Genomic DNA, 16,120 nt, shown 5'->3' with positions numbered 1-16,120 from the left:
CGCTTTTGAGTACAGTCAGAAGGGGAATGCGCCACCCCCGCGTATGGAGCATCGCGGCGGTGTGGATGTGCTGTTTGGCTTATGTTTTGTTCCAGGGCGGGAAGACCTCTCTGATGTTGCTGTCGATGGTAACTCTGCTTTGTCTTTACCTTGCGGTTGCTGGTTTTAGCGGTGTTAAGCGTACTCAAGGCGTGCGTAAGCTCTCTTCCGGCCAGGATCATGAAGAGCTGCTGCATGCCGGTGACCAGGTACAGGTGCAGTTAAGTCTGAATATCCCGGGATTTTTGCCACTTCCTTATGTTGTTGTGCGTGAAATGCTGCATCGGCATAACGGCGAATCCTGGTCTTTCAAAGAAAGTCTCATTCCGAGCATGCGGGGGTATGGTGAATTGTCATTTCAGACCCCACCGCTGGAACGAGGAAAGTATGGCTTTTCAGAAACGGAATGTGCCAGCGAGGACATCTTTGGGTTGATTGAGCATCGTGGGACGTTCAAAGCCAAAGGAGAATTCCGGGTGTTGCCGCGGACGGTATTTATTCCGTACTGGCAGCTGTATGACCGCAAATCACGGTTATCGGGGCCACAGACGGCTTTGACCCGTTCACGCAGGGAAACCACTCAGATTAACGGCGTGCGTGACTACGTTTATGGAGACCGTCTTTCCCGTATTCACTGGAATGCAACGGCTAAGACGGGCGCGTGGAAATCCAAGGAATTTGAACATGAGTCGGTACCGAAAACGATTCTGGTGCTCGATGCGCTGTCAGTCAGCTATGAACATGGTGAGGCCTTTGAACTGGCTGTGTCCACGGCGGCCTCTTTGCTGGAGTATGGTACAAGAGAACGGATGGGTATGGGACTGCTGACACTGTCGGAGAAGACAGCATTTTTTGCTCCCAGTGAAAGTCCGCTGGAACGGCAGAAGATGATTCATCATTTGGTGGATATCCAATATAACGGCCAGGATAATCGGCTGCTGCCTGGTGTCGAGAAGATGGCGCGTCAGTTTCCTCAAGGTGCTTATTTTGTAGTGATTTCTCCCCAGAAAGATGAAAAAGTTCTGGAACTGCTCCGATGGGCAGACACACGGGGTATGACTCCTTGTCATATTCTAATTGAACCCATCGATTCCCGCCGGAGTTCCGAGTGGAATGCGATGCTGCGTGGAAGAGGCACAAGATCCTTCACCGTTTCCCATCTGCAGGAGCTTCCAACGGTTATGGGGGGAGGTAGTGTATGAGTACTAAAGGCAAAGAGCTGGCAGCGGGAAGAAGATCCTGGTATCATGCAGCTTCGTTGCTCTGGATTTTCCTGATTGGGATGCAGTGGATATCATTTACACAGGAATCCTGGTATACCGAGACAACTTCATTGGTGCTGTGGACGCTCGCAGCGGTCAGTATCCTGGAAGTGATTTTGCCTTTCAAAATCATGGTTCGAACTATAATCAAGGCAGCAGTCCTTGTATATATTTTGCATAAGACATTAATTGATTATACGGTTTATATACCTTACGGCACGTTAACGGAGCGTACAGAGCAATTTATACTGCACCTGACGCCTTACATCTGGTTTTCACTGTGCGCATGGGTGATGCTTGAAGCTGCTCTTCGCCTAGTGAACACCACACGACGAATTCTCGTTTTTCTGGGCATCAACATTATCTCGATGGGGATTCTTGACTCCTTCACCCAGATTCCACTCTGGATTGAGATCGCCTGGGTGATGTTTGCGGGCATGGGATGGCTAGTGTGCCAGCACTTCCGTAATTTTCAACTGCAATATCCTCAAGGCTGGAAACGAATCATCCGGTATCCCTATAAAATTTTGGCGAACATTGCAATCATATTTTCTTTAATTATCGTAGCCAGTGTGAACATGCCGGAAGTACCTCCTACCTTAACGGACCCGTATACCGCGTGGCGTAACTATACCGGAAGTTCGGCGAGTCAGACAGGGAACGGAACACTGGACATTCCGGCAGCAACTGAGTCGGGATACAGCAGAGAAGACAACCAGCTCGGCGGAGGATTTAACTTCGACTATACACCTGTCATGTCCGTCACCACCAATGAGCGCAGTTACTGGCGTGGGGAGACACGTGCTGAGTATACGGGAACAGGCTGGGATGATCGCGGACGAAGTGCGACAGAGGATGTTGAGGCGGGACAGGCTCTGGAGAATGACGAACCTGGAAATGTGAGCACCAAACAAGTCACTCAGAAAGTGACGATGTTGAATGACAACGTGTATCCGATCCTCTTCGGGGCCTATTCTATTTCGGAAGTAACATCTGTCAATGGGGAGGCTAATTCGGATCGTATGTTATGGAATCCGGAGCAGGCAGAACTGCATGTCGTTACAGACCGCCAGCAACCGCAATATCCGAAGACGTATACGATTGTATCCGAAGCGCCAGTTATTGTGGAAGATGAACTTCGCACCAAATCGTTTGATGATCTGTATACGAGCAATCCGACAGATGATATGTACCTGCAGCTACCATCCCGATTCCCGGATCGGGTGACGGATCTGGCTGCTGAAATTACAGCATCGGCAAATACGCCGTATGAAAAAGTGGCATTACTGCAAAACTATTTACAACAAAATTTTGATTACACAAACAATCCGGATTTATCCCGAAAAGTAAGCAGTGACTTTGTTGAAGGATTTTTGTTTGACATTCGTGAAGGGTATTGTGATTACTTTTCGACTGCGCTGGTCATGATGGCGCGCTCCGAGGGCATTCCCGCTCGTTGGGTGAAAGGGTACGCGCCTGGACAGCTGTCGCTGAATTCAGACATGCAGGCTCCGCGACAACCTGGGGCTGAGATCGAGACGACCTACACTGTAACGAATGCAGATGCGCATTCTTGGGCTGAAGTTTATTTTGGTGAGTATGGCTGGATTCCGGTTGAAGCAACGCCGGGCTTTGACATGCCGTTACTCACTGAACAACCGAATGTACAGCCTGTAGATGAGCCTGAAGAACAACCTGAAGAGGAACCTGTAAAAGAGGAAGAGAAGACCCCTGCACCTGAACAGGCTTCATCCAGCATCCCGGCTTTTGTAATCTGGGCTGCGGGGGCCATCATCGTATTATGGGTGGCTTATATGTTCTGGCGAAATCGCCTCTCACTTCGATTCTTCGTGCTTCGTTTGCGAACAGGTGGACCGCTTACGCCTGAACAAAAGGTAGTGGCAGAGACCGAACGCTGGATTCGTTATGCGAAGCGCAAAGGATTGACCCGGAGCGGGGACGAGACACTTCGTGAATCGGTAACCCGCTGGAGTCAGGCGAAACCAGCTGCAGCAGCGACATTGCATGAACTTCTAGCGAAGTTTGAACAGACTCGCTATAGTCCAGCGTCTGTAACTGCAGACGACTGGAAGGCCGTCTATCAGACCGCCTCGAAGCTGCGTAAGGAACTTAAAGCGGAACGGGCGTAATGTCGCCCGTCCCGTTTTTCCTTTTTCCTATGTCATCAGGCTCTGTATGCATTTTCAGGAAAGACGGATTTGTGATATAGTGTGTCGTATGAAACTGAGGTGACTTCTTTGTTTGAAATGTTAATGCCCAAGCTGCGTGTAGACACGGTTTTTGACATTAATCTGGAAGAGCTATACGCTCAAGGCTACCGTGGAATTATAACTGATCTGGACAATACACTCGTTGGGGCCAAAGCTCCTGACGCCACGCCCGAACTGATCGAGTGGTTTGCACGTGTGAAAGAGGCTGGTTTCCAGCTCATGATTGTGTCCAATAACAATTTGAATCGTGTATCCCTGTTTGCGACACCACTGGATATCCAGTTTGTGCATAGTGCACGCAAACCATCGAATGTTCCGTTTCGTAGAGCAATGAAGATGATGGAGTTAACTCCAGAAAAAACGATTGTGGTAGGAGATCAGATGCTTACGGATGTCTATGGAGGTAATCGACTGGGACTCCATACGGTTCTGGTGTTGCCGATCTCCATTGGAGATGAAGGCTTTATGACCCGCTTCAATCGGCGCGTGGAACGGATTGCTCTAACGAGTTTGCGCAAGAAAGGCTTATGGCTTGAGGAGGAAAAGAAGAAATGACAGAACCGCATAACGGCAATATTGCCGTAAGGTGCAGCGGATGCGGAGTGCATCTGCAAACGGAAAACCCGGAATTACCAGGATTTATCCCCGAAAAAGCGTTGGATCGTGAACCAGTTATTTGCCAGCGTTGTTTCCGCATAAAAAATTACAACGAATCATCATCCGTTACAGTGGATCAGGACGAGTTTCTGGCCCTGCTGAGCAAAATCGGGGATAAGGATGCACTTGTCATCCATATCGTTGATCTGTTTGACTTTGATGGAAGTATCATCTCTGGTTTACAGCGTTTTGTAGGCAACAATCCGGTATTGCTTGCCGTGAACAAAACGGACTTGCTTCCAAAAGTAACCAACTGGAACAAGGTACGCAACTGGGTGCAGAAGCAGGCCAAAGAACAAGGTTTGCGTACCGTGGATGTTGTTCTGTGCAGTGCGAAACAAAATCAGGGCTTCGACCGACTGCTTGAGCTCGTCGGAACGTATCGCGAAGATCGTGACGTATATGTGGTTGGTGGTACCAATGTGGGCAAATCCACACTGATTAACCGTCTGATTCGTGACTACAGTGATCTCGAGCAGGAACTCACAACGTCCCGCTATCCGGGAACGACGCTGGACATGGTTAATATTCCACTGGACGATGGAAAAGCTATTATTGATACGCCGGGAATTGTGTACCCTTGGCGTTTCAGTGAGATTGTATCCCGTAAGGATCTGGCTGCCATTATGCCTGAAAAACCGCTTAAACCTGCTGTTTATCAATTAAATTCTGGTCAAACGCTGTTCTTTGGCGGCATGGCTCGTTTTGACTTTGTGGAGGGGGATCGTCAGTCCTTCACTTGTTTTATCAGCACTGCGCTTGATATTCACCGGACGAAGCTGGAACGTGCAGACGACTTGTACCGTGACCATCTGGGTGAATTGCTGTCTCCACCGACGCGTGAAGATGCAGCTGATATGCCTGAGTGGACCAGACATGAATTCCGTATCAAACGTGGCAGTCAGTCGGATGTATTCATTTCCGGCTTGGGCTGGATTAAGGTTAACGGTGAGAATGGGGCGCTTGTTGCGGTTCATGCTCCAAAAGGTATTCGTGTACTGATCCGTCCATCCTTGATCTAATGTAATAGCAGCAGGATTTTCATCAGATCGGAGGCGGATGTATGTCAGAACAAAAGAATTCCACTCCCTCACTCCCTGTCTTGTTAGGTGTAATGGGCGATCCCATTGCTCATTCCAAATCGCCTGCCATGCATAATGCGGCTCTTCAGGCTGCAGGAGCGAACGGAATATATATGCCATTGCATGTTCGTCCCGAGCAGCTGGAATCAGCCATTCGTGGTATAGTGGCGCTGGGGTACCGTGGTGTGAATGTAACCATTCCCCACAAAGAACAGGTGATGCAGTATCTGGATGTGATTGATGAAAGTGCACGTCTGATTGGTGCGGTGAACACCATTGTCAATGAAGAAGGCAAGCTGATCGGGTATAATACGGATGGCATCGGTTATGTGCGTTCATTGAAGGAAGAAGCGGTTCCGGAACTGGCAGGTAAACGTATCGTTGTTCTGGGGGCTGGAGGAGCAGCAAGGGGTGTGATCTATGCCCTCGCTTTGGAGAAGCCTGAACGGATTAGTATTCTTAACCGTACAGCCGATAGAGCCGTTGCCCTTGCTTCCGATCTGCGGGCTCATGGACTGGGTGATATCACAGGTGGCGGAATGGAAGAGGCCGCTGCGGTGCTGGCTTCGGCCGATATTGTGATCAACACAACAGCCGCAGGCATGCATCCGCATGTAGATGACGTGCCTGTTGATCCTGCACTCATTCGAGCAGGCGCAGCAGTAAGTGACCTCATCTACAATCCGCTGGAAACTCGCCTGCTTCGCGAGGCAAAGCAGCGTGGATGTATCGTGCACGGTGGTCTTGGCATGTTTATATATCAGGGCGCGGTAGCATTCGAGCATTGGCTTGGCATCCCGGCTCCTGTGGAGACGATGCGACGAGCTGTGTTAGATAGTTTTTGATATGCAAAAAATATAATTGAACGGTCAAGCCTCGGACAGACATTGTACTGTTACTGAGGTTTGCTCACCATAAGGAGTATGGAGTATTTATGTTAAACGGTAAACAAAAGCGCTTTTTGCGTTCACAAGCACATCATCTGACCCCTGTGTTTCAAATTGGTAAAGGGGGAACGAATGAGCACTTGTTCCGTCATATCGCAGATGCGATTGAGAAGCGCGAATTGATGAAAGTACAAGTACTGAACAATAATCTGGATGACAAAAATGAAATTGCGGAAGAAGTTGCCCGTGAAACGGGAAGCGAACTGGTGCAAATCATCGGTAGTACCATCATTCTGTACAAAGAATCACGTGACAACAAACAAATCGAACTACCTAGGTAAGGGAGAGTGAAGCGGGTGAAGATCGGCATCATGGGTGGTACGTTTGATCCGATCCACATGGGGCACCTGCTGGCAGCCGAAGCGGCCATGGATTCACATGAACTGGACGAGATCTGGTTCATGCCTTCTCATGTTCCTCCTCACAAACGCGAAGCCGGAGCGTCGGGACAGCAACGTCTCGAAATGACGGAAGCGGCTGTGAAAGAAGTACAGCATTATGAGGTGCTGGGCATCGAGATGGAGCTTGGCGGCGTGTCTTATACCATCGATACGATGAAGGAACTTTGGCGCCGCTACCCGCAGCATGAATTCTACTTCATTGTTGGAGCGGATATGGTGAACTATCTTCCCAAATGGGAACAGATCGAAGAACTCGCCGAACGATTAACTTTTATCGGTGTGGGACGGCCGGGATTCCAGTTACATCTGGATGACCTGCCAGAGGCGCTACAGGATCGGGTACTGTTGGCTGAGATGCCCTTGGTGGACATATCATCCACAGCAGTACGCAGACGTTTTGCCAAAGGGCATTCCGTACGCTTTATGATTCCTGATGCGGTCCATCAATACATTGTAAGGAGCGGTTTATATGGAACTAAGCCGTGACGAACTGATCCGCGCTGTTTCCAGTCAAATGCCGGAGAAGCGTTGGAAGCACACGCTGGGTGTCATGGAGTCGGCAGTCTTGTTGGCTGGAAAATATGGCGCTGATCCTGTAAAAGCGGATTTGGCGGCTATATTGCATGATGTGGCCAAATATTGGCCTGTATCGGAGATGGAAGCGGTCATCCGTGACAATGGATTGAACGAAGAACTTTTGCAGCATGACAAGCAGCTCTGGCACTCCGAAGTGGGCGCCTTGGTTGCAGAGCGTGACTACGGCATTGATGATGCCGAAATTATCAATGCCATCCGCTGGCATACCTCGGGCCGGGTGGGCATGAGTCTGCTGGATAAAGTGGTATGTCTGGCGGATTATATTGAACCTGGGAGAGACTTCCCGGGAGTGGATCATATTCGCGAACAGGCTGAGCATAGTCTGGAAGAAGGTTTAATTGCCGGTTTTGACTCGACGATCAGCTTGCTGATCTCTCAGCGCCGTGTTATTTATCCTTTGACCATGTTGTCGCGAAATGACTTGATTGCACATTTATAGATTAGATTATGGAGGTTGGTTCATGACAGTATCATCGAAAGAACTTATGAATATGGCGGTTGCTGCCGCTGACGATAAAAAGGCATCCAACATTGTAGCGCTGGATCTGATTAACATCTCGCTGGTAGCGGATTATTTTGTTATCTGTCACGGGAATTCGGATACACAGGTACAGGCGATTGCAACAGAGATTCGCAAACAGGCGCATGCAGCCGGAGTGAACATCAAAGGCATCGAAGGCATGGATTCTGCGCGTTGGGTACTGATGGACATGGGCGATGTGGTTGTTCATATCTTCCATCGCGACGAGCGTGAGTATTACAACATTGAACGACTGTGGTCTGATGCCAAAGTGGTGGAAACGGTATGAGTTTGATCGCAGGAACAGTCGTCAATTTGCCGGTTTCACGTGAAGTGTCTCCGTTTGGCTACTTTTTGACGACAGGATCGGAAGATGTATTGCTTCACTATACGGAGCTCACACGGGACGTTAAAATTGGAGAAACGCTGGAGGTCTTTCTGTTCTTTGATACGGAAGATCGTCTGGCGGCAACCATGAAAAAACCATATCTCACACTCGGTGAAATGGGACGACTGGTTGTGGCAGACATTCATCCACGCCTCGGCTGTTTCCTCGAAATGGGGCTTGGGCGGCAATTGCTGCTTCCGATTCGTGAATTGCCTGAATTGGAAGAATTACGTCCTCATGTGGGTGATGAAGTTTTTGTTCTTATGGAGCATGACAAGCAAGGACGTTTGCGGGGGAAATTGGCTGGGGAACGTGAGCTTGCGCCATTGTCTTTCCATGCGCCAACATCTTGGGTGAACGAATGGGTTGAAGCAACAGTGTACAAGCCACTTCAGATGGGTACTTTTGTACTTGTTGACGGTGGTGTGCTGGGCTTTGGTGCGATCGGCATGATTCATTCCTCGGAACGAAACCGTATGCTGCGCCTTGGTGAAAAGGTGAAATGCCGGGTAACCATGGTACGTGAAGACGGACGTGTCAATCTGGCGATGTCTCCTCTCAAAGAGGTTGGTCGTAATGAAGATGCAGACAAACTGCTCGCTTTCTTGAAAGAGCGCCCTACGGGCGGCATGCCGTATTCGGATGCAACCCCCCCGGACATCATCAAGGAGCGTTTTGGTATCAGTAAATCCGCCTTCAAGCGTGCCTTGGGCAAACTGATGAAGGACGGTCTGGTAACACAAAAGGAAAACTGGACCTATCTGACAGAGTCTGTACCTCAGGATCAGAGCGAGGACAAGTAAGCAAACGGCTATCACGGATCAAGAATGTACTTGAATCCACAAGTAAAGGCAGGGCAAGGCTGGGTGAACTCCGGATGCCCCTGCTTTTTCTTTTGTTCAAATGAGCTTCGAAAATGAAATTGAAAGTGCGGTGCCTGACATGTCTTACCGGAAATTTGCCTATGTGTACGATGAATTAATGGAGGATATGCCTTATCCGGACTGGATAAGGTTTGCGAGAACGGCTTGGGAACGGCATGGCATGCCGAAAAGTGTGGCTGAACTAGGCTGCGGAACGGGCTCAATTACGATCCCACTGGTTAACTCCGGCTTCGAAGTTACAGGCATTGACCTGTCAGCGGACATGTTGTCTGTTGCACGCAGTAAAATGGAGGCCACTCCTCAAGGTCACCGCTTATATCGGGAAGGCAGCGTCCGCTGGGTGCAGCAGGATATGCGGGACTGGAGAGTTCCGGAGCCTGTGGACTCGGTGATATCGTTCTGTGATTGCGTGAATTATTTGCTTGAAAAAGAGGATGTTGTTCGTACCTTTCAGCGTACTTACGAGATGCTGAAGCCGGAGGGAACGTTCCTGTTCGATGTACATCATCCAAATACCCTTATTCGGTATGAAGAGGAGCAGCCTTTTGTGTTGGACGAACGCTCCGTTTCGTATATTTGGACCTGTGATATGGATCATGATCGGTGTGAGATTGAGCATCATCTGAGTATCTTTTCGCGTGCGGCTGAAAGCGGCAAGGATATGTACCAGCGGTTTGAAGAGGTTCATGTTCAGCGTGCGTACGATCCGGACTGGATGAAGCTGGAGCTGACAAAGGCTGGTTTCAGAGATGTCCGTGTATATGCTGATTTTGAGTGGAAAGAAGCGGGAGAAGACGCACAGCGTCTGTTCTATGTAGCCGTGAAATAAGATTAACTAAAGAACTGTCCTTATGTTGATAAGGGCAGTTCTTATATTTTATGGACGTTTGTTATATGTAATAAAAGCTATTGCCAGTTGGTTTAAAGAAAGCCATAATGGTTGGATAGAAAACGTTTTCCAGCAAGATTAACCCGAAAATCCAAAAGTCCAGGCGAGGTGCAAAATGGAAAGTACATACAAAACAAGATTAACTTCCGAACAGTTAGATAGCATTGTGCAGCAGCATTTTAACACAGGTATCCAAGAATACAAGGAGATGACCGACGGCTGGGCAAACCATGCTTACTTTATCACTAAAAACGACGGACAGATGGTTGTACTCAAAATAGCTCCTTCTAATGGGATTAAGTTGATGCGTTGTGAACAGCATGTCATGGTTGCTGAGGTTGAGGCATTACGACTCGCGGCAGAGCTTCAGGGTGTACCTGTTCCCCGGGTATTGGCTTATGATCCATCGCTCACCCAGGTTCCGGCAGAATATTTTATTATGGAATACATGCCTGGAGCGCCTTATAACAAAGTTAAGGATCAATACAGTGTGGAAGAGCAGCAATCCATTGAGCAACAATTGGGTGTGTACAATCGCCGGATTAATGAGATTAAAGGAGAGAGATTTGGTTATTTTTCAGAAAAGAAACCAAAGTATACCACATGGAAAGAAGCTTTCCTGAGCCTGATGGATGATATGCTTGCAGATAGCAAAGCAGCGGGTGTGGAATTTTCAATCCGTTATGAGGAACTGGAGCGTTTAATTCAGCAGAAATCAGATGTACTGGATGATGTCAAAGAGCCTGTGCTTGTGCATTGGGATTTGTGGGATGGGAATGTATTTGTGGAGGCAGGTAAAATCACGGCTATTATCGATTTCGAACGGTCCCTCTGGGCAGATCCGTTAATGGAGCACTATTTCAGTCATTTTAATAATACATCAGGATTTCTCAAAGGATATGGAAGAGCAGTTACAACAGAAAGCGAACGGAAAAGAAGAAGTTTATATGATCTGTACTTTGATCTGGCGCTGAGAATCGAGTGTCCATATCGTCAATACGATAACAAGGAACACATTCAGTGGACGATTGATAATCTGGAAGAAGGAATCAAGCGATTCCAGTCGTCTTGATGTGTATACTCATGAATAGCATTGTTTATAGTCAACAGACAGTGTAATATTGACTTTAATGCTTCTTTTTTATATAATGTTCCCGATCATATCGTATACATATTTCGATGATAAGGATCAGTAGTGAGTCCTGTACATGACAGAGAGCCGGCGGTTGGTGCAAGTCGGTTGACAGTATTTCACGAACTCGCCTTGGAGAAATGCGGTGATTACACCATCTTACAACCGAGTGAAGTAACACTCGGGTTCAGGAATGGAAATCCGCATCGGTTAACCGCCGTTACAGGTCCAAAGGGAGTGGATGACGAAGCACGATCATCCGCTAACTAGGGTGGTACCACGGGAATTCAACCTCTCGTCCCTAGCGCTGCAAACGCTACGGGATGCTGAGGTTTTTTTGTTGCAATAAATGCGAATAACCAGAGGAGGAACAATAGATGAGCGAGAATCAACAGCCGAAACACGGCTATAAGCCACAGGTTATGGAGAAAAGTTGGCAGCAATACTGGGATGACAATAAAACGTTTAAAACGGGTGAGGACCCGGCTAAACCGAAGTTTTATGCACTGGATATGTTTCCGTATCCATCCGGTTCAGGCCTGCACGTAGGTCACCCGGAAGGATACACGGCAACGGATATCGTGTCCCGTTTCAAACGTATGCGCGGTTTCAATGTATTGCATCCAATGGGTTGGGACGCTTTCGGCCTGCCTGCCGAGCAGCATGCATTGGATACCGGTGAGCATCCGCGGCATATTACATTTCGTAATATCGACAATTTCCGTCGCCAGATCAAATCACTTGGTTTCTCCTATGACTGGGATCGGGAGATCAGCACAACAGACCCTGACTACTACAAATGGACGCAATGGATCTTCATCCAGTTGTACAACAAAGGCCTGGCTTATGTAGACGAAGTACCTGTGAACTGGTGCGAAGCTTTGGGTACGGTACTGGCGAACGAAGAGGTTATTGACGGCAAGAGTGAGCGTGGTGGACATCCGGTCGTTCGTAAACCGATGCGCCAATGGGTATTGAGAATTACGGAATATGCTGAGCGCTTGCTGGAAGACCTGGAAGAGCTGGACTGGTCGGAGAGCATCAAGGATATGCAGCGCAACTGGATCGGCAAATCGACCGGAGCGGAAGTTACTTTTGCCATTGAGGGTCATGAAGAAGTTATCAAGGTGTTTACCACACGTGCAGATACGTTGTTTGGTGCAAGTTATGCTGTACTGGCACCTGAGCATGAGCTGGTGGAAGTCATTACAACGGCAGAACAGCGTGAAGCAATCAAGGCATATCAGGAACAGGCTGCACGCAAGAGCGATTTGGAACGCACCGATTTGGCTAAAGACAAATCAGGTGTGTTCACAGGAACTTATGCAATCAACCCGGTAAACGGAGCGAAGGTGCCAATCTGGATTGCCGATTATGTTCTGGCGGGATACGGAACAGGGGCGATTATGGCCGTTCCGGGTCATGACACTCGTGACTGGGAGTTTGCGAAGCAGTTTGGTCTGGACATCATCGAGGTTGTACAGGGTGGCGACGTGACACAAGAAGCGTATTCCGGAGACGGACCGCATGTGAACTCCGAATTCCTGAACGGATTGAACAACGAAGAAGCGATTGCGAAGATGATTGCCTGGTTGGAAGAGAACGGTAAAGGACAAGGCAAAACGACCTATCGTCTGCGTGACTGGTTGTTCAGCCGTCAGCGTTACTGGGGTGAGCCAATCCCGATTCTGCATCTGGAAGACGGAACGATGAAGACGGTACCGGAAGATCAACTGCCTTTGCTGCTGCCGGATATTGACCAGATCAAACCTTCGGGCACTGGAGAATCACCACTGGCGAATGTTACGGAATGGGTTAACACCGTAGATCCGGAAACGGGAATGAAAGCGCGTCGCGAGACGAACACGATGCCACAATGGGCGGGCAGCTGCTGGTATTATCTGCGCTTTATCGATCCGCACAATGACAAGGAACTGATCTCTCAGGAGAAGCAGCAGCAGTGGCTGCCGGTTGATCTGTACATCGGGGGAGCCGAGCACGCGGTGCTTCACTTGCTGTACGCTCGTTTCTGGCATAAAGTGCTGTATGATCTGGGCGTGGTGCATACCAAAGAGCCATTCCACAAACTGGTCAACCAAGGCATGATCCTGGGAACCAACAATGAGAAAATGAGTAAATCCCGTGGTAATGTCATTAACCCGGATGTAATCGTCAATGAATTCGGTGCAGATACATTGCGTCTGTATGAAATGTTCATGGGGCCTTTGGAAGCGACGAAACCGTGGAACGCTAACGGGGTTGAGGGCATGCACCGCTTCCTGTCACGTGTATGGCGTCTGTTCATCAATGAAGATACAGGTGCAATCAATGACAAGATTACAGCAGATGGTGGTACGGATGAGTTCAAACGGATGGCTCACAAAACCATCAAAAAGGTTACAGAGGATATGGAACATCTGCGTTTCAACACAGCGATCAGCCAGTTGATGATTTTCATCAACGATGCATACAAAGCAGATACGCTGTCACGTGAAGCGATGGAGAACTTTGTACAGTTGCTGTCACCACTGGCACCACATATGGCAGAGGAGCTGTGGAGCCGTCTCGGTCATGAAGGTGGTATCTCTTACGTAGCTTGGCCTGAGTATGATGAGTCCATGACAGTTGATGCTGAAGTGGAGATTGTCGTTCAGGTGAATGGCAAAATTGTAACCCGTGCTACTGTCGCTAAGGATCTGGACGCACAGGGCATGCAGGACTTTACAATGGAACTGGCACCTGTGAAACAGGCACTGGAAGGCAAGACCATTCGCAAGGTCATTGCCGTTCCAGGCAAACTCGTTAATATTGTTGCCGGTTAATCTCACCGGCTTTGAATAGTTCATCCAGCTTCAATAAATCTTCATCATATTTGTCATGAGTCGTCTGGATCAGGCTGTCAAAAACACCATTCAGACTCACTTTCAGCAGGGCAAGAGCCTGTGCGGTGATGCCGCCAGGCACAGCCACGCGAGCCTGAAGTTCTTGCGGGGTGTATCCTCCTTCGGTGAGCAGCTTGCCTGTTCCCAGGAGCATCTCGCCGGCAAGAGCGCAGGCATCGGCTCGTTTGATATCTGTAAGCTTGACAGCACTCTCGATCCATTGCTCCAGAAAGAACGATATGAATGCAGGTCCGCAGCTGGAGAAGTCGGATGTGATCCGGGTACAGGCCTCATCCACTTGATAGGGTCTGCCGATATGACTGAGCAGCCCTTCCAGCACAGCGCGGTCTTCGGTAGTCATTCGCTCACCGTGTATACACAGGGACGCTCCGCTGCCGACCTGGTGCGTAACGCTGGGGATAACTTTGGAGACTTTGCAAGGAAGTGAAGATTCCAGATGGCGCAGCTGCACGGGACTGGTGATCGAGACGATTATATGATTGGGATTCACGACAGGCAGGATGTCGTCAATGACATGTTTGAATTCAAGTGGCTTCACGCACAAAAAGATGATATTGCTGCGGATGACGGTTTCCCGGTTGCTCTGTGATTCATGCAGACCAGGGTAACGGAGGGATAGCTGCCGTACTTTGGAAGGGGTTCGATTGCTGGCGGCGATCTGCCGTGGCTCAAGTGCACCGGATTGAATCAAGGCATAGATCAGCAGGCTACCCATGCTGCCGGTTCCGATAAATCCAACCTTCATTGTTCAGGCCTCCTTTCATGCTTTGCGGTAATGGCGCAGTTCTTTCCCTCTAGTGTATGCGTCAGGGCCTGCTTGACATGACATGAAAAAAGTACAGCTTGGTTTACGAGGCAAGTCCAACGGTTCGGAAGCACCGCCCGTGTTCAGAATAGATTATTTTGAATCCAGGGAGAGGTGTGGAAGAAATGAGATGGAACAAGGGGATGACCATTGCTGCTGCGGTGGTCGGATGTATACTGATATTATGGTCGGGCAAAAGTGAACAGCCACCTTCTGGCTGGGAACCTATGCAGCTCGCCACCGAGAAGCCGACGATAGAGCAGGAAACCGCTGCTGTACAGTCGGCTACTTTGGTTCAGGAACAAACGAAGGCTTCCGATGCAGATCAGAAACCTTCAACAACAGAGGCCTCTGCAGAGACTAACCAGGTTAATGCCACGACGGGAAACGTAGCTAATCAGACCGTTGCAGGCAACAACCAAACGGATGTTTCTACAGGTGGAACTCAAACGAAATCGGAGACAACGGTTGTCCCACGAGACAATAACCAAGCTTTGGTGAGCAATGAAGCTGTCGACAATGGCAAAATTGATGTCAATACAGCTCCTGCTGCCAAGCTTATGGAACTTCCCGGAATTGGGGAGAAAAAGGCACAAGCCATTATTGATTATCGTAATTCTCATGGGCCTTTTACCAAAGTCAGCGATCTGACCAAAGTGAAAGGAATCGGAATGAAGATGCTGGAGAAAATGGCTCCTTATGTGCAGATCAGATAGTCATGCAATATTAAATATTATGATATAAGTTGAATTTGAAATGACATAACAGCAATCGGAAGGTTCTCTGTACGCTGAGTGTCTGAATGACATTTATATGAAATTAACTTGTATCGGACGGGAGGGAAACGGTTATGAGTACAACAGACGTACGCAAAGACTGGGATACGTATTTCATGGACATCGCATATATGGTCTCAACCCGTTCCCGCTGTTCACGCCGTCATGTTGGCGCCGTACTTGTTCAGGGGAAGAAACTGCTTGGAACAGCCTATAACGGCGCGCCCATGGGAGTTCCGGACTGCTCTGAAGCAGGGTGCATGATCTCGGAAGAATATGAGCTGGTTGTAACCGACGGTCAGGAGGAAATGGTCAAAAAGCAACGCTGTATTCGTACTATTCATGCGGAGCAGAATTTACTTTTGTTCACCGATTGGATTGACCGGGAAGGTTCTTCTGTATATGTCACGGATGAACCTTGCTGGACGTGCTCCAATATGCTCGCGAATAGCGGTATTACAGAAATCGTATTTCATCGCCCATATCCCAAGGATACAGGCAAGGTTACGGACATGATGAAGCAAAAAGGGATTACGTTTCGCCGACTGGAAAATTACCAGCCTCCGCGTGAGACGATGATGACGGTAAGTGACTAGAACCAATATAA

Annotated in this window: 16 protein-coding genes and 1 other annotated feature; of the genes, 15 read left to right on the top strand and 1 reads right to left on the bottom strand. The window is 48.8% G+C overall.

Annotated elements, in window-relative coordinates:
- The first annotated feature begins 5 nt into the window (after positions 1-5).
- From AMS66_RS13625 to leuS, 13 genes are all read left to right on the top strand, one after another.
- The gene (locus AMS66_RS13625; protein WP_053781611.1) at positions 6-1,241 is read left to right on the top strand and encodes a DUF58 domain-containing protein; all 1,236 of its coding nucleotides are present in this window, start codon (positions 6-8) and stop codon (positions 1,239-1,241) included.
- Positions 1,238-3,451 carry a DUF4129 domain-containing transglutaminase family protein gene (locus AMS66_RS13620; protein WP_053781312.1) on the top strand — a complete coding sequence of 738 codons (2,214 nt, stop codon included), beginning with the start codon at positions 1,238-1,240 and terminating at the stop codon, positions 3,449-3,451. Before AMS66_RS13625 ends, AMS66_RS13620 begins: the two co-directional genes overlap by 4 nt.
- 108 nt (positions 3,452-3,559) lie before the next feature.
- Positions 3,560-4,087, top strand: coding sequence for a YqeG family HAD IIIA-type phosphatase (locus AMS66_RS13615; RefSeq protein ID WP_053781311.1), 528 nt, complete (start codon positions 3,560-3,562; stop codon positions 4,085-4,087).
- Positions 4,084-5,211 carry a ribosome biogenesis GTPase YqeH gene (gene yqeH / locus AMS66_RS13610; RefSeq protein WP_053781310.1) on the top strand — a complete coding sequence of 376 codons (1,128 nt, stop codon included), beginning with the start codon at positions 4,084-4,086 and terminating at the stop codon, positions 5,209-5,211. Before AMS66_RS13615 ends, yqeH begins: the two co-directional genes overlap by 4 nt.
- 41 nt (positions 5,212-5,252) lie before the next feature.
- The gene (aroE, locus tag AMS66_RS13605) at positions 5,253-6,116 is read left to right on the top strand and encodes a shikimate dehydrogenase (protein WP_053781309.1); all 864 of its coding nucleotides are present in this window, start codon (positions 5,253-5,255) and stop codon (positions 6,114-6,116) included.
- Between the two features lie 89 nt (positions 6,117-6,205).
- On the top strand, positions 6,206-6,499 hold the full coding sequence (gene yhbY, locus AMS66_RS13600; RefSeq protein ID WP_053781308.1) for a ribosome assembly RNA-binding protein YhbY: 294 nt from the start codon (positions 6,206-6,208) through the stop codon (positions 6,497-6,499).
- A gap of 15 nt (positions 6,500-6,514) precedes the next feature.
- Positions 6,515-7,105: a nicotinate-nucleotide adenylyltransferase gene (locus AMS66_RS13595; RefSeq protein ID WP_053781307.1), complete on the top strand. Its 591-nt coding sequence runs from the start codon at positions 6,515-6,517 to the stop codon at positions 7,103-7,105.
- A complete protein-coding gene (gene yqeK, locus AMS66_RS13590) occupies positions 7,089-7,655 on the top strand; it encodes a bis(5'-nucleosyl)-tetraphosphatase (symmetrical) YqeK (RefSeq protein ID WP_053781306.1) in 567 nt (188 codons plus the stop codon). Before AMS66_RS13595 ends, yqeK begins: the two co-directional genes overlap by 17 nt.
- A 22-nt stretch (positions 7,656-7,677) precedes the next feature.
- Positions 7,678-8,025 carry a ribosome silencing factor gene (rsfS, locus tag AMS66_RS13585; protein ID WP_024628517.1) on the top strand — a complete coding sequence of 116 codons (348 nt, stop codon included), beginning with the start codon at positions 7,678-7,680 and terminating at the stop codon, positions 8,023-8,025.
- Positions 8,022-8,927, top strand: a complete 906-nt coding sequence (locus AMS66_RS13580; protein ID WP_053781305.1) for a CvfB family protein — start codon at positions 8,022-8,024, stop codon at positions 8,925-8,927. Before rsfS ends, AMS66_RS13580 begins: the two co-directional genes overlap by 4 nt.
- A gap of 100 nt (positions 8,928-9,027) precedes the next feature.
- Positions 9,028-9,837, top strand: a complete 810-nt coding sequence (locus AMS66_RS13575; RefSeq protein WP_236703378.1) for a class I SAM-dependent DNA methyltransferase — start codon at positions 9,028-9,030, stop codon at positions 9,835-9,837.
- 175 nt (positions 9,838-10,012) lie between these two features.
- Positions 10,013-10,969: a phosphotransferase family protein gene (locus AMS66_RS13570; protein WP_053781304.1), complete on the top strand. Its 957-nt coding sequence runs from the start codon at positions 10,013-10,015 to the stop codon at positions 10,967-10,969.
- Between the two features lie 98 nt (positions 10,970-11,067).
- Positions 11,068-11,335 (top strand) — a binding site (T-box leader).
- A gap of 71 nt (positions 11,336-11,406) precedes the next feature.
- Positions 11,407-13,851: a leucine--tRNA ligase gene (leuS, locus tag AMS66_RS13565; protein ID WP_053781303.1), complete on the top strand. Its 2,445-nt coding sequence runs from the start codon at positions 11,407-11,409 to the stop codon at positions 13,849-13,851.
- Here the strand turns inward: leuS and comER are convergent.
- On the bottom strand, positions 13,832-14,677 hold the full coding sequence (comER, locus tag AMS66_RS13560) for a late competence protein ComER (protein ID WP_053781302.1): 846 nt from the start codon (positions 14,675-14,677) through the stop codon (positions 13,832-13,834). The two genes, leuS and comER, sit on opposite strands and share 20 nt — an antisense overlap.
- A 185-nt stretch (positions 14,678-14,862) precedes the next feature.
- On the opposite strand from comER, the gene AMS66_RS13555 reads away from it, so the two are divergent.
- Together AMS66_RS13555 and AMS66_RS13550 are read left to right on the top strand one after the other, a co-directional pair.
- Positions 14,863-15,453, top strand: coding sequence for a ComEA family DNA-binding protein (locus AMS66_RS13555; protein ID WP_053781301.1), 591 nt, complete (start codon positions 14,863-14,865; stop codon positions 15,451-15,453).
- A gap of 134 nt (positions 15,454-15,587) precedes the next feature.
- Entirely contained in the window at positions 15,588-16,109 is a 522-nt protein-coding gene (locus tag AMS66_RS13550) for a deoxycytidylate deaminase (RefSeq protein ID WP_053781300.1), read from the top strand.
- The last annotated feature ends 11 nt before the right edge of the window (positions 16,110-16,120 follow it).

This window comes from Paenibacillus xylanivorans, assembly GCF_001280595.1.
Lineage (GTDB): Bacteria > Bacillota > Bacilli > Paenibacillales > Paenibacillaceae > Paenibacillus > Paenibacillus xylanivorans.
Note: the sequence above shows the minus strand (reverse complement) of the source record. Positions and strands in the feature narration are given on the sequence as shown.